Source organism: Streptomyces sp. NPDC001380, from assembly GCF_042895785.1.
Classification (GTDB): domain Bacteria; phylum Actinomycetota; class Actinomycetes; order Streptomycetales; family Streptomycetaceae; genus Peterkaempfera.
Genome location: NZ_JBIAWP010000008.1, coordinates 153325 through 174175 on the forward strand (window position 1 = coordinate 153325; position 20851 = coordinate 174175).

The 20851-nt window shown below is 79.0% G+C and carries 20 protein-coding genes and 1 pseudogene; 6 read left to right on the top strand and 15 right to left on the bottom strand.

The window, feature by feature from the left end; translation table 11 throughout:
• Positions 1–60: 60 nt before the first annotated feature.
• From ACFY07_RS12480 to ACFY07_RS12500, 5 genes and pseudogenes are all read right to left on the bottom strand, one after another.
• Positions 61–771 (bottom strand): annotated as a pseudogene (locus ACFY07_RS12480) (oxidoreductase); the annotation flags it as partial.
• A 44-nt stretch (positions 772–815) separates the two neighbouring features.
• On the bottom strand, positions 816–1679 hold the full coding sequence (locus ACFY07_RS12485) for an FAD/NAD(P)-binding protein (RefSeq protein ID WP_390868620.1): 864 nt from the start codon (positions 1677–1679) through the stop codon (positions 816–818).
• Complete coding sequence (locus ACFY07_RS12490; protein ID WP_390868621.1) at positions 1676–2137, bottom strand: cyclic nucleotide-binding domain-containing protein; 462 nt, start codon at positions 2135–2137, stop codon at positions 1676–1678. The genes ACFY07_RS12485 and ACFY07_RS12490 overlap by 4 nt, the downstream gene beginning before the upstream one ends.
• Entirely contained in the window at positions 2134–3447 is a 1314-nt protein-coding gene (locus ACFY07_RS12495; RefSeq protein ID WP_390868622.1) for a 4Fe-4S dicluster domain-containing protein, read from the bottom strand. The genes ACFY07_RS12490 and ACFY07_RS12495 overlap by 4 nt, the downstream gene beginning before the upstream one ends.
• Before the next feature lie 195 nt (positions 3448–3642).
• Positions 3643–4305: a hydrogenase maturation protease gene (locus tag ACFY07_RS12500; protein WP_390868623.1), complete on the bottom strand. Its 663-nt coding sequence runs from the start codon at positions 4303–4305 to the stop codon at positions 3643–3645.
• 235 nt (positions 4306–4540) lie between these two features.
• Between ACFY07_RS12500 and ACFY07_RS12505 the strand changes: the two genes are divergently transcribed.
• Together ACFY07_RS12505 and ACFY07_RS12510 are read left to right on the top strand one after the other, a co-directional pair.
• On the top strand, positions 4541–4876 hold the full coding sequence (locus ACFY07_RS12505) for a hypothetical protein (protein ID WP_390868624.1): 336 nt from the start codon (positions 4541–4543) through the stop codon (positions 4874–4876).
• 419 nt (positions 4877–5295) lie between these two features.
• Complete coding sequence (locus tag ACFY07_RS12510) at positions 5296–6339, top strand: hypothetical protein (RefSeq protein WP_390868625.1); 1044 nt, start codon at positions 5296–5298, stop codon at positions 6337–6339.
• On the opposite strand, the gene ACFY07_RS12515 is transcribed toward ACFY07_RS12510, so the two are convergent.
• Complete coding sequence (locus ACFY07_RS12515) at positions 6221–6721, bottom strand: GNAT family N-acetyltransferase (protein ID WP_390868626.1); 501 nt, start codon at positions 6719–6721, stop codon at positions 6221–6223. The two genes, ACFY07_RS12510 and ACFY07_RS12515, sit on opposite strands and share 119 nt — an antisense overlap.
• Positions 6722–7116: 395 nt before the next feature.
• Between ACFY07_RS12515 and ACFY07_RS12520 the strand changes: the two genes are divergently transcribed.
• Both ACFY07_RS12520 and ACFY07_RS12525 read left to right on the top strand, forming a co-directional pair.
• Positions 7117–8271, top strand: coding sequence for a hypothetical protein (locus ACFY07_RS12520; protein WP_390868627.1), 1155 nt, complete (start codon positions 7117–7119; stop codon positions 8269–8271).
• Positions 8272–9190: 919 nt separating this feature from the next.
• Positions 9191–11482, top strand: a complete 2292-nt coding sequence (locus ACFY07_RS12525) for an MMPL family transporter (RefSeq protein ID WP_390868628.1) — start codon at positions 9191–9193, stop codon at positions 11480–11482.
• A gap of 93 nt (positions 11483–11575) precedes the next feature.
• On the opposite strand, the gene ACFY07_RS12530 is transcribed toward ACFY07_RS12525, so the two are convergent.
• The 8 genes from ACFY07_RS12530 to ACFY07_RS12565 all read right to left on the bottom strand — a co-directional run bounded on the left by ACFY07_RS12530 (position 11576) and on the right by ACFY07_RS12565 (position 18303).
• Complete coding sequence (locus tag ACFY07_RS12530; RefSeq protein ID WP_390868629.1) at positions 11576–12235, bottom strand: hypothetical protein; 660 nt, start codon at positions 12233–12235, stop codon at positions 11576–11578.
• Positions 12232–12534 (bottom strand): SHOCT domain-containing protein, encoded by a 303-nt coding sequence (locus ACFY07_RS12535; RefSeq protein WP_390868630.1) that lies wholly within the window; start codon positions 12532–12534, stop codon positions 12232–12234. Before ACFY07_RS12535 ends, ACFY07_RS12530 begins: the two co-directional genes overlap by 4 nt.
• Before the next feature lie 245 nt (positions 12535–12779).
• Complete coding sequence (locus ACFY07_RS12540) at positions 12780–14222, bottom strand: MFS transporter (protein WP_390868631.1); 1443 nt, start codon at positions 14220–14222, stop codon at positions 12780–12782.
• Between the two features lie 280 nt (positions 14223–14502).
• The gene (locus tag ACFY07_RS12545; protein WP_390868632.1) at positions 14503–14910 is read right to left on the bottom strand and encodes a DUF302 domain-containing protein; all 408 of its coding nucleotides are present in this window, start codon (positions 14908–14910) and stop codon (positions 14503–14505) included.
• A gap of 162 nt (positions 14911–15072) precedes the next feature.
• On the bottom strand, positions 15073–15645 hold the full coding sequence (locus ACFY07_RS12550) for a rhodanese-like domain-containing protein (RefSeq protein WP_390868633.1): 573 nt from the start codon (positions 15643–15645) through the stop codon (positions 15073–15075).
• A 167-nt stretch (positions 15646–15812) separates the two neighbouring features.
• Positions 15813–16559, bottom strand: a complete 747-nt coding sequence (locus ACFY07_RS12555) for a sulfite exporter TauE/SafE family protein (protein ID WP_390868634.1) — start codon at positions 16557–16559, stop codon at positions 15813–15815.
• Positions 16556–16921 (bottom strand): rhodanese-like domain-containing protein, encoded by a 366-nt coding sequence (locus ACFY07_RS12560; RefSeq protein ID WP_390868635.1) that lies wholly within the window; start codon positions 16919–16921, stop codon positions 16556–16558. Before ACFY07_RS12560 ends, ACFY07_RS12555 begins: the two co-directional genes overlap by 4 nt.
• 26 nt (positions 16922–16947) lie before the next feature.
• On the bottom strand, positions 16948–18303 hold the full coding sequence (locus ACFY07_RS12565) for a rhodanese-like domain-containing protein (protein ID WP_390868636.1): 1356 nt from the start codon (positions 18301–18303) through the stop codon (positions 16948–16950).
• Between the two features lie 199 nt (positions 18304–18502).
• Between ACFY07_RS12565 and ACFY07_RS12570 the strand changes: the two genes are divergently transcribed.
• Together ACFY07_RS12570 and ACFY07_RS12575 are read left to right on the top strand one after the other, a co-directional pair.
• On the top strand, positions 18503–18769 hold the full coding sequence (locus ACFY07_RS12570) for a metal-sensitive transcriptional regulator (RefSeq protein ID WP_390868637.1): 267 nt from the start codon (positions 18503–18505) through the stop codon (positions 18767–18769).
• 218 nt (positions 18770–18987) lie between these two features.
• Positions 18988–19926 (top strand): alpha/beta hydrolase family protein, encoded by a 939-nt coding sequence (locus ACFY07_RS12575; RefSeq protein WP_390868638.1) that lies wholly within the window; start codon positions 18988–18990, stop codon positions 19924–19926.
• Positions 19927–20140: 214 nt separating this feature from the next.
• Here the strand turns inward: ACFY07_RS12575 and ACFY07_RS12580 are convergent, their stop codons facing one another.
• Positions 20141–20740 (bottom strand): TetR family transcriptional regulator, encoded by a 600-nt coding sequence (locus tag ACFY07_RS12580; protein ID WP_390868639.1) that lies wholly within the window; start codon positions 20738–20740, stop codon positions 20141–20143.
• Positions 20741–20851 lie beyond the last annotated feature (111 nt).

Consider the following 20851-nt stretch of genomic DNA (forward strand, 5'->3'; position numbering starts at 1 on the left):
GGCCGACGTCTCGGCTCCCGCCGACGCCTCGACCTCCGCCGACGCCTCGGCGAAGGCCGGCGCGGCCGCGTTGAAGGTCCGCAGCAGCCGCACCACGTCCCGCCGGTCCGCCCCGTCGCTGCGCAGCAGCGGCACCAGCGCCCGCAGGTTCGGCGAGTCCGACGGGCCGAAGCAGCCGTAGCAGCCGCGCCCGTACGCGGGGCACAGCGCCCCGCAGCCCGCATGGGTGACCGGCCCCAGGCAGGGCGTGCCGTGGGCGACGGTGACGCAGGTCGTGCCCCGCCGCTTGCACTCGAAGCAGACGCTGTGGGCCGGGATGCCCGGCTTCCGGCCCGCCAGGTGCGCCGTGAGGACCTCCAGCAGCTGCCGGCGGTCGATCGGGCAGCCCTGCAGCTCGAAGTCGACCGGCACGTGCGCCGAGACCGGCGTGGAGGTCGCCAGGGTCGCCACGTACTCCGGCCGGGCGTACACGGCGGCGCGGAACTCCTCCACGTCCGCGAAGTTGCGCAGCGCCTGGATGCCGCCCGCCGTGGCGCAGGCGCCGATGGTGACCAGGCGCCGGGAGACCGCCCGGATGTGCCGGACCCGCTCCGCGTCCTCCGCCGTCGTCACCGAACCCTCGACCAGCGACAGGTCGTACGGGCCCGGCCCGGGTGCGCTGGACGCCTCCAGGAAGTGCGCGATCTCCACCCGCCCGGCCAGCGCCAGCAGCTCGTCCTCGCAGTCGAGCAGGGTGAGCTGGCACCCGTCGCACGAGGCGAGCTTCCACACCGCGAGCCGCGGCCGGTGCTCCTGCTCCCGTCCCTCCACGGCGCTCAGAGCTCCCGCACGCCGAGCAGCGGCCCGGCGCGGTCCCAGCCGAGGACCGGCCCGTCCCGGCAGAGCAGCACCGGACCCAGCTGGCAGTGCCCGCAGTGGCCCGTGCCGCAGTGCATGGTGCGCTCCAGGGAGACCCGGATGCGGTGCGCGGGCACCCCCCGGTGGACCAGCTCCCGCGCGGTCGCCCGCATCATCACCTCCGGCCCGCAGACGAACGCCGCCGTGTCCGGCGGGTGGAACCGGGCCCGCCCCAGCAGCGCCACCACCGTGCCGACGTCGCCGTCCCAGCCCGGCCCCGGCCGGTCCACGGCGGCGCCCACCAGCAGGCCCTCGGCGGCCGACCACGCCCGGACCTGCTCCCGGTACAGCAGGTCGGCGGGCGTGCGGGCGCCGAGCAGGACGCTCCGCCGCCCGTACCGCTCCGGCCGGGCCAGCAGCTCCCGCACCAGCGGGCGCAGCGGCGCCAGCCCGAGGCCGCCCGCCACCACCAGCACGTCGCCGCCCTCCGCCGCCGCCGCCTCCCAGCCCGTCCCGTACGGGCCCCGCACGCCGACCCCGTCGCCGGGCCGCAGGCCGTGCAGGCCCGCCGACACCGCGCCGACCGCCCGCACCGTGTGCAGCAGCCGCTCGCCGCGCCGTCCGCCGCTCCCGCGCTCCACGCCGCTCACCGACACCGGGACCTCGCCGCGGCCGAAGGCGTACACCATCGCGAACTGCCCCGGCCGGAACGGCTCCAGGCCCTCCCCGGCCGGCTCCAGGGCCAGCGTCGCCGTGTCCGCCGTCTCCTCGTCGCGGCGCACCACCCGGTAGGGGAGCGGGACGGCGGCGCGGCCGCGGACGGCCGCGGCGGGCGCCGTCACGGCGCGCCCCCGCCGGGCCGCGGCCCGTACAGGTCCAGCAGCCGCATCCGGGTGGCCTTGAGCCGGTGCGCCACCACGCCGCCCACGGCGCGGGCCAGGGCGTAGCCGAGCACCGGGTCCTCGTCGCACACCACCCGCACCGCCGCCGCGTCGAACTCCCGGACCCGCAGCGGCCCGTCGGCCACCGCGCCCAGGTGCCACACGTACGGGGGGAAGAACCAGGACCAGCCCAGCAGGTCGCCCGGCCCCAGCGTCTCCACCACCGGCCGCGGCCCGCCCGGAACGGAGAGGTCGAGGGCGGCCCGGCCCGCCAGGACGACCCAGAACCGGTCGGCGGGCTCCCCCTCCTCGAAGATCCGGGCCCCGGCCGGGAACGCCGTCTCCCGGGCCAGTGCGGCCAGCCGCCCCCGCTGACCCGCCGTCAGTGCGGCCAGGGCGCCGCCCGCGGGCGTGCTCACGGCCGGGCCCCCGGCGCCGCGCCCGGTCCGCCCGCACCGACCCCGCCCGCACCGACCCCTGCCGCGCCGTCCTCTGCTCCGCCGCACCCGCCCGTGCCGCCCCCGCACCCGCCGGCGCCGCACCTGCCCGCGCCGCACCCGCACCCGCCGGCGCCGCACCCGTCCGCGCCGCACCCGCCCCGTGCCTCGGCGTGCAGGGCGTGGACCTCCTCGGTGATGTCGATCCCGACCGGGCACCACACGATGCAGCGGCCGCACCCCACGCACCCCGAGCTGCCGAACTGGTCGTGCCAGGTGCCCAGTTTGTGCGTGAGCCACTGCCGGTACCGGCTGCGCCCCGAGGAGCGCACCGGGCCGCCCGCCAGGTGCGAGAACTCCAGGTCGAAGCAGGAGTCCCAGACCCGCCACCGCTCGGCGTGGTCCCCCGTCAGGTCGGTGACGTCCTCGGGTGCGGTGCAGAAGCAGGTCGGGCAGACCATGGTGCAGTTGCCGCAGGTCAGGCAGCGCGCCGCCACGTCGTCCCAGCGGTCGGCCTCCAGGGTGCCGCGCAGCAGCGCCCGCAGGTCCACCGGCGGCATCGACCGGCCCATCCGGTCCGCCGCCCCGGCGACCGCCGTGCGGGCCGCCTGCGCGGTGGCGCCGCCGTCGGCCGGGAGGCGGGGGAGCGCGGCCAGGACCTCCGCACCCTCGTCCGTGCCCGGCCGCGCCAGGAAGCGGTGGCCGTCCGCGTCGACCACCTCGGTCAGCGCCAGGTCGTACCCGGGTCCGGCGCCCGGCCCCGAGCCCATCGAGGCGCAGAAGCAGGTCGCCCCCGGCTCGGTGCACTCCACCGCCACCAGGAAGGCGCCCGCGCGGCGGCCCCGGTAGTCCGGGTCGGCGTACCGGCCGCCGGTCAGCACCCGGTCCTGCACCGCGATCGCCCGCAGGTCGCAGGGCCGCACGCCGAGGAAGGCGTACGACACCGCGGGCTCCGGCTCCGCGGCCACCGCCAGGGCGCCGTCCGGGCCGCGGTCGGCGCTCCAGCGCCGCACCCGCTGCGGGTACAGGAAGGTCTTCCACGACTGCGGCCCGGCGCTGTGCGCGAACGCCGCGCCGTCCGTGCGCCGCCGCAGCCGGTACCGCCCGGCCTCCAGCTCCACGCCCCACCCGTACGGCAGCTCGTCGGCGGACTCCAGCTCGGCGAGGACCACGGCGCCGTCGCGCACCGTGGGGCCGACGACGGTCCGGCCGCGCTCCCGCAGCAGCCGGACCAGCGCCGCCAGGCCCCCGGTGCCGATGACCGCGCCGTCGGCGCCGTCGGTGGCCGCCATCGCCGCCCCTTCCGGTTCGTCCGGTTCTGTGCCGGTGTGCTCCCCTCCATCATCCGCCCCGGCCGCCGACCAGGCCCCCGGGAAGGGCCGAAAGGCGGTTCCGTGCCGCGTGCCCGCCCCGCGGGCTCCCCGCCCGCCGGCCGCGTGCCCGCCCCGGTGCCGCCCGCGCCCCGTCCCCGTCCGGCCGCCGGACCCTCACCCGCCGCCGGTCCGGGCGAGGTGTCCGGCCACCTCCGCCGCGATCCGGTCCGCCAGCGGACCCACCGCCTCCGCCACCGGCTCGGACAGCCCGGTGCCGCACGAGGTGTCCCGGCCCTCCACGGCGTACACGACCAGCCGCCCCGGCAGCCGGTCCAGGGCGCGGGCCAGCTCGACCGCCTCGCCCAGCCCCAGGCCGTGCGAGCTCGCCTGCCCGGACCGGCCCGCCGGGGCGGCGGCCCCAGCCCCGCCGGCCCCCGTCCCGTCCGCACCCGCCCCGCCGGCCGTCCCGGGCCGGTCCCCCAGGTCCGCGCGGACATCCCCGCCCGCTCCCGCCCCCGCGCCCTGACCCCGGCCCGTGCCCCCGCTCCCGTCCGCCCCGCCCGCCCCGGCCGCCGTCTCCAGCCGGTGCACCCGCCCCGGACGTCCCGGATGCGCGTGGGCCGCGTCCACCACCACCGCCAGGCCCGCGCCCTCCCAGAGCGCGATCAGCCGGCCCGGATCCCCGTCGGACAGCTCCAGCGCCGCCCCCTCGCCCAGCCGCCCGTCCAGCCTGCGCACCACCGCACACCCGACGCCGTCGTCGCGGCGGAACTCACTGCCGACGCCGATCACCACCACCTCGGCCCGGCCGCCCGTCGGCTCCACCACCTGCTCCACACCGCCTCCTCCGCCGCACGGCCCCGCCCGGGACCCCCGCCCGGGACCCCCGCCCGGGACCCCCGTCCTCGCCCCCGTCCCCGAGCCTGGACCGGACCGCCGCTCCGCGCCTTCCGGCGGCCGTCCGCCGCTGCTCCGACCGGCCCACAGGCCGTGCTCCGCCCGGTCGCCCGCCCCCGGGGCGGGTGTGAGGAAGACACCGCCCCCTTCCCCCGCGCGCCCCCGAGGTCCAGCCGTGCAGCCGACGCCCCAGAGCCCGACGCCGCAGACCCCCGCGCCGCGCACCCGGGCGCCCCGGACCCGCCGTCGGACCCCGCCGCCCGGAGGAGAGCGGGACCGGACCCAGGCGTCCCCGCCGTCCCCGGCCGCCCGCGCCCGGTCCCTGCTGCCGCTCGCCGCGGTCGCCGCCGCCTTCACCGCCGCCCAGCTGCTGCTCGTCGTCCCGGGCACCGGCCTCGGCTGGGACGAGACGGTCTACGTCAGCCAGGTCGACCCGCGCGTGCCCGCCGCCTTCTTCAGCGCCCCGCGCGCCCGCGGCATCAGCTGGCTCGCCGCCCCGCCGTCGCGCTGAGCCCGTCCACCACCGTCCTGCGGGTCTTCCTCGCCGTCCTCTCCGGCTGCGCCCTGGCGGCGGCCCTCGCGGTGTGGCGGGCGGCTGCTGCCGGTCCGCACCCTGGCCCTGGCCGGACTGCTGCTCGCCGGGCTGTGGACCACCCTCTTCTACGGCCCGGCGGCCATGCCGAACCTGTGGAGCGCCCTCGCGGCCCTGGCCGCCGTCGGCTTCCACCTGCGCGCCGTGCGCGGTCCCGCCGACCGCACCGCGCTGCCCGGCCTGGCCGCCGCCACGGCCGCCGTCGCCCTGATGCGGCCGCCGGACGCCGCCTGGCTCGCGCTGCCCTCGCCGCCTCGGTCCTGCTGGTCCGCCGCTGGCGCCGTCCGGCCGTCCTCGCCGCGCTCGCCGCGGGCCTCGCGGCGGGCGCCGCGCCCTGGGTGGCCGAGGCCGAGCTCCGGTACGGCGGCGTCCTCGCCCGACTGCACCGCGCGGGCGCGATCGAGGGCGGCCTGGGCCCCCGCCTCGCCGTCGACGACCAGCTGCGCGCTCTGGCCGGACGCACGCTCTGCCGCCCCTGCACCGGCCCCTGGCGGCACCGGGCCACCGGCGCCTGGTGGTTCGCCCTGCCGCTCCTCGCCGCCGGCGGCCTGGCGGCGGCGGGCGCCGCGGGCCGCCGTGCGGAGGCGGTCCTGACGACCGCCGCGGCGGGCTGCCTGGCGGCGCCGTACCTCTTCGGCATCGACTACGCCGCGCCCCGCTTCCTGCTCCCCGCCTACGCGCTGCTGGCACTCCCCGTCGCCCAGGGCCTGCCGGGGCTGCCCGGCCGGGTGCGCCCGGTCCTGCGCCCGGCCGCGGCGGCGGTGCTCGTCCTGGCCCTGGCCGGCCACCCGGCGGTGCAGCAGGCGGTCCTCCGCGGCGTCGTCGCGGGGGCCAGGACCTCCAGCGGGGACCACGCCCGCCTGGCCGCCGCCCTGCACCGCCTGGGCGTCCGCCCGCCGTGCCTCCTGACGGGCGACCACGCCCCGCCGGCCGCCTACTGCGCCGGATGCGCCTCCCGGCAGACCGGCGGCCACGACGCCTCGGCCACGCCCGCCGCCGTCCTGGCCGCCGTGCGCCGCCTGCCCGTGGCCCTCCTCGCGGCCCCCGGCGGCCTGCCGCCCTCCTGCGCCCGCGGCTGGCGGGCCGCCCCGGTGCCGGACCTGCGCAACCTGCACGGTCTCCAGGTCCTCCTGCCGCCCGGCTTCCGGGGACGCCCGCCCGGACCGGCCCGCGCCTCCCCGGCTGCCGCGGACCGGGCCGCCGCGTCCGGCACCCGCGCCGGCCCGCCGCCCCGCGCCGCAGGCCGGACGGGCCCCGGGCGGGTCAGGCGTCCGGCGCCGCCGGCAGCCGCAGCCGCATCGCGGGGTCGGGTGTGCGGACGAAGCCCAGCGAGCGGTAGAGCGGCTCGCCCTGCTGCGAGGCGCGCAGGTCGACCGTCCTGACCCCCTGGGCGCGGTACCAGCCGAGCAGCGCCGTCATGCAGCGCCGGGAGTGGCCCCGCCGCCGCTGGTCCGGATCGGTCGCCACGTTGAAGACGTACCCGGTCCGCCCGCCGGGGTTGCCCGGGCCGCCGAGCCGGTACTCGACGGTGCCGACCACGCAGGCGGCCAGCGCGCCCGGCCGGTCCGGCCGGTCCGCGACGAAGGCGACCAGTGCCGGGTCCGCCGCCGACAGCCGGGCCCGGAGGGTCGCGACGGAGGCCTCCTGCCACCCGTCGCCCACCCTCTCCGCGACCTCGGCCAGCATCACCTCGCGGAGCCTCACCAGCTCCTCGGCGTCCGCCGCCGTCGCCCTGCGCACCCCGTCCGTCCGCTGCTGCTCCATGAACGGTCATCATGCCGGACCGCACCGGACCGCCCCGCGCCGCACCGGACCGCCGGACGGGCCGTCCGGCCCGGGCCGGTGCCCCCCCGCCCGTGCCCCGGGGCGGGGGTGCGGCCGCCGCCCGCAGCGGGACGCCGGCCCCGGGCCCCCGCGCACGACGGCGCCGGCGGGCGGCGGCGGACGGCGGCCCGTCCGGTCGTCCTGACGGCCGTCCGGGCGGCCGGCCGTTTCCGGGGTGGCGGCCCCGGCGGCACGGCGCGGCGTCACCGACCCCCTCGGGTGTACCGTGCTGCCCGCCCTTCCGGGAGGATAGGGACGGGTCCTGCGAGGCGGGAAGGTGTCCCCGCGCACGGGTGCGGGGGCCGCCGGACCCGTGACGACCAGGGAGCAGGGACGTGGCCTCGATGCGGAGACGCGCCGGAGCGGAGAGCACCCCGCAGGAGCGGACGCCCGGAGCGGCGGCGTCCGCGGTGCCCGTGGTGCCGCTGGCCCCGCGGTGGCTGGCGCTCGGCCGCGACGGGCGGCTCAGCGCCTACGCCACGGCCGGGGCGGCGCTGGTGCGCTGGACCGAGCAGACACCGGGCTCCGACGTGTGGACCGGCCCGGACACGCTGCCGCTGCCGGACGGAGCGGTCGAGGTGACGCTCGCGCAGGACCCCGACCTCGGCTACGTCCACCTGGCCGCCCTGCGGCCGGGCGGTGCCGAGGGCGTCCGGCCCCAGATCCTGGTGGCGACGCAGTTCCAGTCCGGGCGCCCGCTGTCCGAGTGGCACCCCCTCAACCTGCCCGACGCCGTCGAGCAGGTGACCCCCGGCCAGGGCGCGCCGCGCCTCGCGGTGGGCCCGGACAACGAGCTGATGCTCTTCTTCCAGCACCGCGGCAAGGGCCTGTGGGTGCGCATCCGCGACACCCAGGGCCGCTGGAACTGGTGGAAGGGGATGCAGGGCCAGTGGATATCCGCCCCGGTCGCGGCCCGGGCGGGGAGCGACGGGAGTGCCGAACTGCTCGCGCCGTACGGCAAGGGGGCGGTGCACTGGCGCCGTCCGGCGGCCGGCAAGCCCTTCGAGCGGCTGGGGCAGCCCGAGGCGAAGGCGGACGTCCGCAGCTACGTCGCCCTGGAGACCGCTCCCGGACGCGCCACCTGGTTCTGGCGGACGCAGGACGGGGGCGTGCAGGCCTGGCGCGCCCCAGCGGACGGGGACGGGCCCCCGGAGCCGGCAGCGGTCGGCTGCACGGCGGGCTCCGGTCCGGTGGCGGCCGCCCGGACCCTGGTCGACGGGCACGACTGCACGGTCCTGGTGCAGCGCGGCGCGGACGGCCGTGCGGAGGTCGCGGCGTACCCCACCGAGGCCGAGGAGAGCGACGTCTGGTGGACGCCGACCGGCGGTCCGGGCACGGGGACGCCGGGGATGCTCGCGGACGGCTCCGGCCGGCTGACGCTCGCCTCGATCGGACCGGAGGGGGGCCTCTCGATCTGCCGCCAGAAGGACGACGAGCCCGGACTGGCCTTCGGGGCCTGGCACGCCGTCGGGGCGGCGCCCGGCCGCTGAGCCGCCCGGTCCGCACCCGCCGCGGCCGCGCCCGGCGGGGTGCGGTGGCGGTGGGGCCGGCCACCGCCCGCCGCGGCCGCCGGTCCCCGCCAGGGCCCCCGGTCCCCGCCGCCGCCGTCCACCGCCCGAGGGCGCGGACGGCGGTCCCGGCCCCGCTGCCCGCTCCGGGCACCCCGGGCGATGTCCCGCGGCCCGTCCTCCCCGCGCGGCGCGTCCGCGGGGCCCGTCCGGGCGGTGGCCACCCGCGTACCCGGCCGGATGGCCCGGGTGCCGGTGAGGTGTACGCACCGTGCCGCAGCGGCCGCCTCCTGCGCCGGCGCCGGACCGGTCGCACCGCTCCGGACCGGGGAGCCGGCGGACCGGCCGTCACCGCCGGGGCGGCAGCGGCGGCAGCGGCTGTCGTCCTGCCGGAACCGGGCCTCGCGAGGAGTGCACCGTCACGTCCCCGACGGCCTGACGAACCGTTCCCGGCCGCCTTCCGCGGCGTGCCTCCCGGTCCTCCGGTCCGGCCGGCGGACCGTGTCCGGTGCGGTCACCGCCGTGCGGACGCCGCCGGGGCGGTCCTGCCGAGGTTCCCCGGCGACCGCCGGGGGTGCGGGCCGACGCCCGGGGCGCGGCCCCCGGGGCCCGGTGTCCGCGGCGCAGGCGACGCCCTGCGGGGAGCGCCGCCCCGGCACGGCGGCGCCGGTCCGGCCGGTCCGCCCTCCCGCCGGGCGGCGCGTCCGGCCGCGCCGTCCGGCATCCCCGGAACCGTTGAAAAGCGGATCTAGGGTGCATACCGTCGCCCGCCGTCGCGGCGCCGCACCGCCCCCGCACCGCGACCCGGCCGCCCCGCCGCCCCACCGCCCGCCTACCGCCGCCCGCCGTCCGCCCGCCGCCCCGAGCCGTCCCCCGTCAGCCACCCTCCCGGGAGCCGTCCATGCCGTACGACCGAGGCGCCAGCCCCGCCGCCGAGACGGACGCCCGACCCGCCGGCCGGCTGCGCCGGACCGGCTCCTGGTCCGCCCGCCACCACCTGGTGGTCCTCGGCGCCTGGCTGCTCGTCCTCGCCGCCTCCGTGGCCGCCGACCGCGCCTTCGGCGGGACGTACTCCGACAACTTCTCCCTCCCCGGCACCTCGGCCCAGGAGGGCGCCGACCTCCTGACCCGGCACGCGCCCGCCGTCGCCGGCCAGACCGGCACGGTCGTGCTGCACGACGCCGGGACGCCGCTGACGGCGGTGCGCAGCCAGGTCGACCAGGCGGTCCGGTCCCTGGCGCGGCTCCCGCACGTGCTCTCCGTGCAGAACCCCCTGCCCTCCTCCGCGCCCCCCGGTGCGCCCCCCGCCCAGGGCTCCCCGGGCAGCCCCGCGTCCGCGCCGCCGCAGTCCTTCGGCCCGCTCTCCGCCGACGGCCGCACCGCCTACGCCACCGTCCGGTTCGACACCAACCCCGAGGCGCTGGGCCCCGGCTACCTGCCGCAGGTCGACGCCGCCGTCGCCCCGCTGCGCGCCGCCGGCGTCCAGGTCGAGTACGGCGGGCCGCTCGGCGAACTCGCCCGGCCCAGGCCCGCCGACGTCCTGAGCGAGTCGGTCGGCTTCGCCGTCGCGGTCGTCGTCCTGCTCATCGGCTTCGGCAGCGTCCTGGCCGCCGGGGTGCCCCTGTTCACGGCCCTGGTCGGCGTCGTCGTCGGGGTCGGCGTCCTCGGCCTGGTCTCCAGGGTGCTCACCTTCGCCAGCGTCTCGCCGACCCTGGCCACCATGATCGGGCTCGGCGTCGGCATCGACTACGCCCTCTTCCTGCTCACCCGGCACCGGCAGCAGCTCATGGACGGCGCCGGTCCCGAGGCCGCCGCGGCCCGCGCGGTCGCCACCAGCGGCCACGCCGTCGTGGTCTCCGGCTGCACGGTCGTCGTCGCCCTCGTCGGCCTGAACGCCTCCGGCGTCAGCTTCATCGGCCGGATGGGCGCCGCCGCGGCGATCACCGTGATCACCGCCGTGGCGGGGGCGCTCACCCTCGTCCCGGCGCTGCTCGGCCTCATCGGGCGCCGGATCGACCGGTACCGCGTCCGCACGCCCGTCGCCGAGACCCCCGCCGCCCCGGACGGCACCGGCACCGGCACCGGCGCGGGCGGGGGCTGGCGCCGCTACGCGCAGCGGGTGGAGCGCCGCCCCTGGTGGTTCCTGGCGGGCGGCGTCGCGGTGCTGGCCGTCCTGACCGTGCCGCTGTTCTCCCTCCGGCTCGGGCACATCGACGACGGCGCCGACCCGCCGGGCTTCACCGACCGCCGCGCCTACGACCTGGTCACCTCCGCCTTCGGCGTCGGCGTCAACGGCCCGCTGACCGTCGTCGTGGACCGCAGCGGCGTCCCCGCCGCGGACCGGGCCGCCCTCACCGGACAGGTGCAGAAGTCCCTCACCGGTGTCCCCGGCGCCGCCGGGGCCACCCCGGTCCAGGCCGTCGGCGACGGCGAGGTGCTGGTGTCCACCGTCGTCCCGGCCGCCGCGCCGCAGTCCGAGGCCACCACGGACCTCGTCAACCGCCTGGACGACCGCGTCCTGCCGCAGGCCGTCTCCGGCACCGCCGCCCGCGCGTACACCACCGGGACCACCGCCGCCCAGGTCGACTTCCGCGACCTCATCGCCTCCCGGCTGCCGCTGGTCATCGCGGTCGTCGTCGGCCTCGCCTTCCTCATCATCCTCGGCGTCTTCCGCGGCCCCCTCGTCGCGCTCAAGGCGGCGGTCCTCAACCTGCTCTCCATCTCGGCCTCGTACGGGGTCCTGGTGGCGGTCTTCCAGTGGGGCTGGGGCGGCCCGGCGCTGGGCGTCTCCGGCACGGCCCCCATCGAGAGCTACGTGCCGATGATGATGTTCGCCATCGTCTTCGGCCTGAGCATGGACTACGAGGTCTTCCTGCTCTCCCGCGTCCACGAGGGGTGGCTGCGCACCGGGGACAGCCGCGGGAGCGTCGCCCGCGCCCTGGAGATCACCGCGCGGGTGATCACCTGCGCCGCGCTCATCATGGTGAGCGTCTTCGCGGCGTTCGTGATCAGCACCAACATCGTGGTCAAGATGATGGGGCTGGGCCTGGCGGTCAGCGTCCTCATCGACGCGACCGTGGTGCGCCTGCTGCTGGTCCCCGCCGTGATGACGCTGCTGGGCCGCCGCGCCTGGTGGATGCCGGGCTGGCTGGACCGCATCGTCCCGCACCTCAGCGCGGAGGGCGAGGCGTGACGGCCCGCCCGGAGCGGCCGCCCGCCCGGGGCGGCCTCCGGTACGGCCCCCGGTGCGGGCCGTCCGCCGGCCCGCACCGGTACGCGGACCCGGTCAGCGGACGGTGACGTCGAGCTCCGTGTGCATCCCGGCGCGGTAGTGGCCGGGGAGGTTGCAGACCAGCGCGTACCGGCCGGGCCGCAGCGTCAGCGTCGTCCAGGCGGCCGCACCGGGGACGATGCCGCCGCCCGCCCCCGCCCCGCAGCTGCGCGACGCCTCGCCGGGGCTTCCCGCCTCGTCGACCCGGTCGCCGGCGCCGACCGGCAGCCGCCCGGCGCCCCCGCCCGCGGGCAGCGGCAGGACGACCAGTTCGTGGAGGCGCATCCCGGCGTTGACGACCCGGAACGACACCGTGCCCGCCGGCACCTCCTGCGGTGCGGCGAGGACCCGCATCCTGCCGCCGTGCGGACCCGGCCCCCAGGGCGCCGAGCCGTCCGGCGCGGGCGCCACGCCCGGTCCCGGGCCGGGTCCCGGCCCCTGCATCATGCCCGGCCCCATGTCGGCCAGGACCACGTCCACCGTCCGTCCGGGCAGGGCGGGCACGGCGCACCGTGCCGCGGCCGCCGGGCCCGCGTACCGGCCCGGGTGCGGGGCGGGGGAGGTGCGGAACGCGCCGGTGGCGGCCAGGACGCCCGTCGTGGCGAGGCCCAGGACCACGGCGGCGGCCGCACCCGCCGCGACGGTCCGCCTGCCGACGGCCGGCACCGGGCTCACCGGTGCTCCCGCAGCACCGCGAGCCGCCGGCGGTACTCCTCCTCGTCGATCTCCCCGCGCGCGAACCGGTCCGCGAGGACGTCCTCCGCGGGTGCCGCGGGCCCTCCCGCGGGCCTCCCGGCGGCCTGCCCCCACACCGGCGTGTCCGCGCCGGGCCGCGGGCCCGTGCGGTTGCGGCCCAGCAGGTGGGCGAGCGCCAGGACGCCGGCGACGACCAGGCCCCAGAACACGACCATCGCCACGGCCATCGCGAACCAGCCGCCCCAGCCCCAGCCCCAGCCGCCGTCGTACCACATCATCGCCCTCACCGTCCCCGAGGCCCGGAAGGCGGTCGGCGGGCCTCTCCCCCCAGCCTCGCGGGCGGCGGCCCGGAGGATGAGGGGCTTTGGTCCCCCCGTCCCGGCCGACCGGTCCGCCGCGCCGCGGGCCCCGGCCGTCCGGCACGGGGACCCGCCGGCGCGGACCTCGCCGCACGCACCTCCGCCGGGCCCGCCGGGGCCGCCGGGGCCGCAGCGTCCGCCGGGCCCGCAGCGTCCGCCCGGTGTCAGCCGGCCGGGCGGCGGCCCGCGCCGTACGCGGCGGTCGCGGCCGCCCCCGCCGCCGCGGCGAGCAGGACGGACACCGCCCACCGGAAGCCCGCCGCGCCGTCCGGCGCCAGGTGCAGGGCGAGGGTGACCACCGCCACCCCCAGGGCCGTCCCCAGGCCCCGGGCCATGCTGACCAGCCCGCCCCCCGCCGCGGCGGCCCGGGCGGGCACCGCCCGCATGACCGCGGAGTTGTTGGCCGGGGTGAACACGCCCAGGCCCACGCCGAGCAGGGCGAGCAGCGGCGCGAGCCGGGCGGCGGTCGGAGCGGCGGCGAGCAGCCCCGCCAGCGCTGCCGCGGCGGCGGCGGCCCCCAGCAGGCAGCGCCCCCGGTCGCCGAGGCCGCGCGGCAGGACCCGGTCGGCGCCCACCGCCGCCAGGGCGAAGCCGGCGGGCAGCGCGGTGAGGACCAGGCCCGCCGTCAGCGCCGTCTCCCCGTGCCCGTCCAGGACCGCGGGCACCAGCACCAGCGGTCCGAACAGCACCAGGTAGCCGCAGAGCGCCCCGGCCAGGCCGAGCGGGACGGCCCGGCCGCGCAGGACGGCCGGGTCGACCAGCGGGTCGGCGGCGCGGCGCTGGCGGGCCGCGAAGCCCCACCCCGCCGCGGCGGCCAGCACGAAGAGGGAGGCGGCCGCCCATCCGGGCAGTCCGAGGCCGGAGGCGGCCGACAGGCCCAGCAGGGCGCAGGTGGTCGCGGCCGCCATGAGCAGCAGGCCCGCCGGGTCGGAACGGCCCCGTCCGGGGGCCGTGGCGCCGGTCCGGTTCCGGGTCCGCGGCAGCAGGTAGTGGCCGGCGGCGAGGGCCGCGACGCCGACGGGCACGTTGATGCCGAACACCCAGCGCCAGCCGGCCGTCCCCACCAGGGCCCCGCCCACCGTCGGCCCCAGGGCCAGGCCGAGGGCCTGGGCGGCGGCCTGCATGCCGAGGGCCGACCGCATCCGCTCCCGCGGGGCGCTCGTCGTCACCAGGGCGACGCTGTTCGCCTGGAGCATCGCCGCCCCCACGGCCTGCACCGCGCGGAAGGCGATCAGGGAGGGCAGCGAGGGGGCGAGCCCGCAGGCCGCCGAGCCCGCCGTGAACACCGCGAACCCGTACAGGTAGCAGAGCTTGCGGCCGCGTGCGTCGGCCAGCCGTCCCACCGGGACCAGCAGGGCGGCCAGGACGAGGAGGTAGACGAGCGACACCCACTCGACGGCGGCCGGGGAGGCGCCGAAGCCGGCGCCGAGGGAGGGGTAGGCGAGGGTGACGATGCTCGCGTCGAGCTGCCCCATGAACGCGCCGAGGCAGACCGTCGCCACCGCCAGGCGCCAGGCGCCCGGGTGCTCCCGGACGCGCCGGGGCCGCGGCCGCTCCTGCACCAGCAGGGCCGGCCGGGGGTGCCGGCGGACCGGTGACGGCTCCATGGTGCGCTCGGCCTCCCTCTCGCGTCCGCCCGGTGCGGGGTCCTGCCGACAGGTTACCTCGGGTACAGAGATAGTCGGTGGCCGCTGCATGTCGGCGGGGAGGCGGCGCGGAGGCGTGTCGGCGCCGGCGCACCGCGGGGGAGGGCCCCCGGCCGGCGCGCCGGTGCGGAGGCGCGCCGGTACGTCCGTGCGGCGCTGCGGAGGCGCGTCGGTGCCCAGGTGCCCAGGTGCCCAGGTGCCCAGGTGCCGAGGCGCGGGGGCGCGGCCGGGCTCCGGCCGGTCAGGCGAGCGCGTCGAGGGCGGCGTCCAGACGCCGGGACGCCTCGTCGGCGACCGGCCCCAGGGCCGCGTTCCCGCTCAGCCCCACCATCGTCTGCGGGTCCAGGGCCTGCACGGCGGAGGTGTCCGCCCCGGTGCCGCGCACCACCACGTTGCAGGGCAGCAGCAGGCCGATCGACCGGTCGGCCTCCAGCGCCCGGTGGGCCAGCGGCGGGTTGCAGGCGCCCAGGATCAGGTAGGGCTCCATCTCGGCGCCCAGCTTCTCCCGCAGCGTGGCTCGCACGTCGATCTCGGTGAGCACACCGAAGCCCTGCCCGGCCAGCGCCTCCCTGGTCCTGGCCACCGCCGCCTCGAACGGCAGGTCCAGCTCGACCGTGCGGCCGTAGGCCGCGTCCGTGCGCCCGTCCATGCGTCCTCCTGGTGCGTCCGCCGGAGGCATCCCCTCCGGGGCGGCGCCCCCCTGCCGGACCCTGCGCAGGGCCGGGGTGCGTGCCGGGGGCCGCGGGGTGCTGCCTGCCCGGACGGCGGCGCGTGATGCGTCCGCCGTCCGGGTGCCGGGCCGGGTGCCGGGTCAGCGCTGCAGGGCGGCCAGGGTCTCGTCCAGGTCGGCGGCGGCGGTGCGCGGGCGGTTGTACGGGAGCCTGCCGAGCAGGTTGCCCATGGCGCAGGTGTTGCTCACGGCGGAGAACACCAGGCCGCCGCCGATGGCGGCGGAGAACCAGCGGGCGCCGGGCCGGGCGAGGTCGGCGAGCAGTCCGGCCAGGACGAGGGAGCCGGCCGCGAGGCGGACCTGCCGGTCCATGGCCCAGGTGGCGCGGGCGCCCGCGGGCCGGTCGAGCGGCTTGCCGTCCGCGGCCCAGGCGGAGGTGCCGCCGGTGAGGGTGGCGGCGGGGACGCCGGCCGCGGCGAGCTGCCGGCAGGCGGCCTCGGAGCGGGCCCCGGAGGCGCAGACCACGGCGAGCCCGCCGCGGCCGGCGGCCGCGCGCAGGGCGGGGAGGGCGCGCTGGAGCTGGTCGAGGGGGATGTTGTGGGCGCCGGGGATGTGGCCGCCCGCGTACTCGCCGGGGGAGCGCACGTCGATCACGGTGAGCTCCTCCAGGCGGGGGTGGAGCTGGTCGGTGGTCAGGGGGGTGGTGGTGGACACGCTGCCGTTTCCTTCCGGGGTCCGGGTGCTGCCGGGGGTCTGCGGTGAGGATCCGCGGTGGGGATCCGCGGTGGGGATCCGCGGCTGGGTGGGGGTCTGCGGTGGGACGGGGGTCTGCGGTGCGGGTGGGGTCCCGTGGGGCCGGGCCGTCCCCGCGGCGGGCCGGGTTAGGTCAGGGCGTCGAGGAGCATGAGCGCCGCGACGGCCAGCAGGGCGAGGGCGAAGATCCGCTGGAGGGCGGGTCCGGAGAGCCTGTTTGCGAGGCGCTTGCCGTCCCAGGCGCCGAGCACCGCCGCGGCGGTGAACGGGGCCACGACGGCCCAGTCGAGGCTACCTGCGCTCCCCAGGCGGGGGACGAGGGCGGCCGCGCTGTTGGCGGTGATCACCAGCAGGCTGGTCCCGACGGCCTCGGCCATCGGCAGCGCCAGGACGGAGACCAGGGCGGGGACGGCGAGGAAGCCGCCGCCCACGCCGAGCAGTCCGGTGACGGCGCCGAGGCCGGCGCCGGCGGCGGCCGACCGGCCGGGGCCGGCCGCCCGGGGCGGGCCCGCCGGGCGCCGGGTGGCGAGCATGCGCCAGGCCGCGACGGCGGCCAGCAGCGCGAACGCGAGGGTGAGCACGGCCCCGGGGACCGCCGAGGACAGGGCGCCGGCCGCGGCCGCGGCCGGCAGGCCCGCCGCGGCGAACAGCGCCCCCGTGCGCCAGCGGACCCGCCCGGCGCGGGCGTGCGCGACCAGGCCGGTCGCCGAGGTGGCGGCGACGATGAGCAGGGCCGCGGTGGTGGCCTGCGCGGGCGCGAAGCCCAGCAGGTAGATCAGGGCGGGGACGGCGAGCATGCTGCTGCCGCCGCCGAGCCCGCCGAGGGCGAGGCCGACGACCGCACCGGCGACCAGGGCGAGGGCCAGGGCCGTCATATGACCTGTCCGTCGCTGCCGGTGCCGTCGTGGACGGGGAGTCCGGCGGCGGCCCAGGCGTGCATCCCGCCGGTGACGTTCAGCGCCTCGACGCCGCGCGCGGCGAGGATCCCGGCGGCGCGCCGGGAGCGGTTGCCGGAGCGGCAGACCGCCGGCACGGTGCGGCCCTCGGCCGCGTCGGGCAGCGGGGCCCCCGCGCCGACGGCGGCGAGGGACTGCCACAGGGCGCCGGGGGCGTGGCCTGCGGCGTACTCGTCGGCCTCGCGGACGTCGAGCAGCACCGCCCCGCCCGTCCGGGCGCGTTCGTAGGCGTCCGCGACGGTGATCCGTCCGGGGCCGGGGGTGCGGGCGAAGATCGGCATGGTCGTGCTCCAGGGGGTCTCGGACGTCAGGCCGCGGTGACCAGGCCGGCGGCGCGGGCGCTGTCGAAGGAGTCGTCCACGGCCACCACGTCGCGGCCGGCCGCGTCCAGCAGGGAGGCGGCGACGGCGGCGCGCATCCCTCCGGCGCAGTGCACCCACACCGTCCCGGCGGGCACCTCGGCCATCCGCCCCCGCAGCTCGTGCAGGGGGATGTGGACGGAGCCGCCGATGCGGGCGGCCGCCCGCTCGGAGCCGCGGCGCACGTCGAGGACCACCGGGTCCCCGTCCGCCGCGAGGGCCGCGGCGAGGGCGGCGAAGTCGGCGCGGGGGAAGGAGCGCAGGGCGCCGTCCGCGGTCCACTCCTCCGGGCGCCCGGTGGCGGCCGCGGCGGGGCGGTCGATGCCGACCCGGACCAGCTCGCGCTGCGCGGCGGCGACCTGCTCGGGGGTCTCGGCCAGCAGCGTCACCGGCCTGCCCCACGGGATCAGCCAGGCCAGGTGGGTGGCGAGCTGCCCGTCGAGCTCGAAGTTGAAGGCGCCCGCGACGTGCCCCTCGGCGAAGGCGGTGCGGCTGCGCAGGTCGACGACCCACTCCCCGGCGGCGAGCCGCTCGGCGATTTCCGCGGCGTCGGCCCGCCGCGGGGCGGTCAGGTCCACGGGGGCGGGGCCCGCGGCGTTGGCGGGGCCCATGTGGGCGTAGTAGGCGGGGACGTCGTCGAGGCCGGCCAGCAGGTCGGCGACGAAGGAGTCGACGTCCTTGAGCAGCGCCGTGTTGGCCGCCTTCTGCCCGCCGATCGTGCTCGACCCGCCCTCGGCCCGGGAGGAGGAGCAGAAGGAGCCGAAACCGTGGGTGGGCAGCACGCGCACCTCGTCGGGCAGCTGCGCCAGGCGGTGGGCGGAGGCGTGCTGGGCCCGGGCGAGCCGCTCGGTCAGCCGGGGCTCGACCAGGTCGGGTCGGCCGACGCTGCCGATCAGCAGCGAACCGCCCGTGAAGGCGGCGACCGGGGTTCCGACGTCCTCCAGCACGTAGGAGGTGTGGTGGGGGGTGTGGCCGGGCGTGGCCACCGCGCGCAGCACCAGGCCGTCCTCCAGGGCGGCGGTGTCGCCGTCGGCGACCGGCACCCGGTCGAAGGAGACGTGGGCGCCCGCCGGGACGAGGTAGGCCGCGCCGGTGATGCGGGCCAGCTCCAGGCCGCCGGTGACGTAGTCGTTGTGGAGGTGGCTCTCCACGACGTGGGTGATGCGCACGCCGCGCCGGGCCGCCGCGGCGAGCATCCGGTCGACGTCGCGCGGCGGGTCGACCGCCACCGCGTGGGCGGAACCGCCGGCCAGGTAGCTGCGGTTACCGAGCCCCTCCACGGCCAGCGTCTCGACGAAGTACATGCGCATCTCCTCGTGTCCGATACCAGGGGGGGTATGTCTGCATCAACAGCGTATACCCCCACCCGTATTTCACGTGCGGGTCGACCATACCCCCGCCGGTATGGCCAGGCCGCCCCGGGGTCCGCCCCGCACACACCGGGTTCTATACCGGGCGGGGTATCCTGGACTCCTCTGTCGTGCGGGGAAGGAGGGGGCGTCGATGCAGGTGGACGAGGGGGCGGCGGGTGCGGTCCTCAACCGGCTGCGCCGCGCCCAGGGCCAGTTGGCCGGGGTGATCGCCATGATCGAGGCGGGCCGGGACTGCAAGGACGTGGTCACCCAGCTCGCGGCCGTGTCGCGGGCGCTGGACCGGGCCGGGTTCAAGATCGTGGCCAGCGGTATGCGGCAGTGCATGGCCGCCGCCGACGGCGACGCGCCGCCCATGGCGGAGCAGGAGCTGGAGAAGCTCTTCCTGGCGCTCGCCTGAGCCGCCCGGCCCCCGGCCGGACCCCGTCGGCCCCGGACGGCTCCCGGCCGCCTCGCGGGGCGGCGCGGGGCTCCGCCCGGTGCGGCGGCCGGACTGTACCCGCCGGGTCCCCGTGGCGCCACCCCCTGTCCTCGTCGGAAGAATCTTGTCGCGACTTCTTGTCATGTATGCAACCAGTCGCTCCAATGTGGACCACCGTTCCCTCACAGGGAGGCCCCATGTTGTTCCGAAGAGTGCTCACCGGTCTCGCCGGCCTGCTCCTCGCCGCCGGAGCCCTGTCCACCGCGACCGGGCCGGCGTCCGCCGAGCCCCGGACCGCCGCACCCGCCGCCGCGGATCCCGCCGCCCCCGGCCCCTTCGCGGTCGGCTACAGCGACCTGACGGTGTCGGCCTCCGGCCGGTCGTTCTCCGCCCGTGTCTGGTACCCCGCCACCACGGCCGGGGCCGGCACCCCGGTCGCCGACGACACTCACCCGGCCCTGGCCTTCGGCCACGGCTTCTTCCAGGACGTCTCCAAGTACGCCACCACCCTGCAGCAGTACGCCTCCTGGGGGTTCATCGCCGTCGCCCCCAAGTCGCAGGGCGGCCTCTTCCCGAGTCACAGCGCCTTCGCCGACGACCTCAACGCGGCCCTGGCCTGGATCACCGCCCAGAACACCGCGGCGGGCTCGCGCTTCAACGGCCGGGTGGACACCGCCCGCCTCGGCCTGTCCGGCCACTCGATGGGCGGCGGCGCCGCCCTGCTCGCGGCCTCCCGCAACCCGGCCGTCCGCAGCGTCTCCACCCTCGCCGCGGCCGAGACCAACCCGTCGGCCGTCACCGCCTCCGCGGCGATCACGGCCCCGGTCCAGTACGTCGCGGGCAGCCAGGACACCATCGCGCCGCCCGCCGGCAACCAGCAGAAGATGTACGCGGCCAAGCCCGCCGCCACCCAGCTGCGCACGATCACCGGCGGCTTCCACTGCGGGTTCACCGACTCGTCCGGGTTCGGCTGCGACAGCGGCGGCATCACGCGCGCGGCCCAGCTCCAGCTCACCCGCGGTGTCACCACGGCCTGGTTCCTCTGCACGCTGACCGGCGACACCGGCATGTACGACCGCGTCTGGGGCTCCGCGGCCCAGAACGACCCGGCGGTGGCGTTCCAGGCCAAGCCCTGACCCCGCCGCCGGGGTGCGGGGTGCGCCCCGCACCCCGGCGGCAGGCGCGGACGCCCCCGCCGGCCGGGCGGGGGCGTCCGCACGTCCGCCCCCGTCCGTGCCGCCCCCGTCCGCCTGCCTCCGCCGTCCGTCGGCGCTGCCGTCCGTGGGCCCGCGATGCCGTCCGTCGGCGCTGCCGTCCGTGGGCCTGTGCCGCGTCGGCCCGGGGCCGCGGTCAGGGCGCCAGGGGGCCGGTGAGGTAGTGCTGCAGGACCGGTGCGACCGCGTCCACGAGCACCCCGGAGGCGCTCTCCGTCAGCGGTTCCAGCCCGACCACGTGCCGTGCCATCACCAGCCCCACGATCTGCGAGCCGGCGAGGGAGGCGCGCAGCGGCGCGTCCGGCGCCCCCAGGCCCTCGGCGAGCGGGACGAGCAGTTCGCGGCTGACGCGCTCGCGGATCTCGTCGGCGGCCTGCCGCTCCGAGGCGGCCGCCCGGATCAGCCCGGTCATCCGCCTGCGGCCCGTGGGGGAGTCCAGGGTCTCCAGGACGTGCCGCGCCAGTCGGCGGCCGATGTCCTCGCGCGGGCCGTCCAGCAGTCCGGGGAGCGCCAGGGCCGGATCAAAGGGCAGGGAGGCGGCCTGGGCGAAGAGCCGCTGTTTGGGGCCGAAGTAGTGGGACACCAGGGCGACGTCGACCCCGGCGTCCGCGGCGATGCCGCGCAGGGTGGTGCGGTCGTAGCCGAGCTCCGCGAAGCGGCGGCGCGCGGCGTCGAGGATCGCCTCGCGGGTGCCGCTGTCCCCCGGGCGGCGCCCGGCGCGGGGGCGGGTGGTCACGGCTCGTCCTCCGTGCGGTTGACAGCAGAAATTCAACGGATGCAGAATCATCACGTGTTGAATTGATTCTAGGACACGTCGCTCCCCGGCACCGGGTGCGTCCCGGGCCGT

Bases quoted from the DNA above. Each gene is read 5' to 3' on its own strand.
- ACFY07_RS12495 (WP_390868622.1), bottom strand. From the start codon at position 3,447: ATGGCGGCCACCGACGGCGCCGACGGCGCGGTCATCGGCACCGGGGGC.
- ACFY07_RS12515 (WP_390868626.1), bottom strand. From the start codon at position 6,721: ATGGAGCAGCAGCGGACGGACGGGGTGCGCAGGGCGACGGCGGCGGAC.
- ACFY07_RS12525 (WP_390868628.1), top strand. From the start codon at position 9,191: ATGCCGTACGACCGAGGCGCCAGCCCCGCCGCCGAGACGGACGCCCGA.
- ACFY07_RS12535 (WP_390868630.1), bottom strand. From the start codon at position 12,534: ATGATGTGGTACGACGGCGGCTGGGGCTGGGGCTGGGGCGGCTGGTTC.
- ACFY07_RS12540 (WP_390868631.1), bottom strand. From the start codon at position 14,222: ATGGAGCCGTCACCGGTCCGCCGGCACCCCCGGCCGGCCCTGCTGGTG.
- ACFY07_RS12545 (WP_390868632.1), bottom strand. From the start codon at position 14,910: ATGGACGGGCGCACGGACGCGGCCTACGGCCGCACGGTCGAGCTGGAC.
- ACFY07_RS12555 (WP_390868634.1), bottom strand. From the start codon at position 16,559: ATGACGGCCCTGGCCCTCGCCCTGGTCGCCGGTGCGGTCGTCGGCCTC.
- ACFY07_RS12560 (WP_390868635.1), bottom strand. From the start codon at position 16,921: ATGCCGATCTTCGCCCGCACCCCCGGCCCCGGACGGATCACCGTCGCG.
- ACFY07_RS12565 (WP_390868636.1), bottom strand. From the start codon at position 18,303: ATGTACTTCGTCGAGACGCTGGCCGTGGAGGGGCTCGGTAACCGCAGC.
- ACFY07_RS12570 (WP_390868637.1), top strand. From the start codon at position 18,503: ATGCAGGTGGACGAGGGGGCGGCGGGTGCGGTCCTCAACCGGCTGCGC.
- ACFY07_RS12575 (WP_390868638.1), top strand. From the start codon at position 18,988: ATGTTGTTCCGAAGAGTGCTCACCGGTCTCGCCGGCCTGCTCCTCGCC.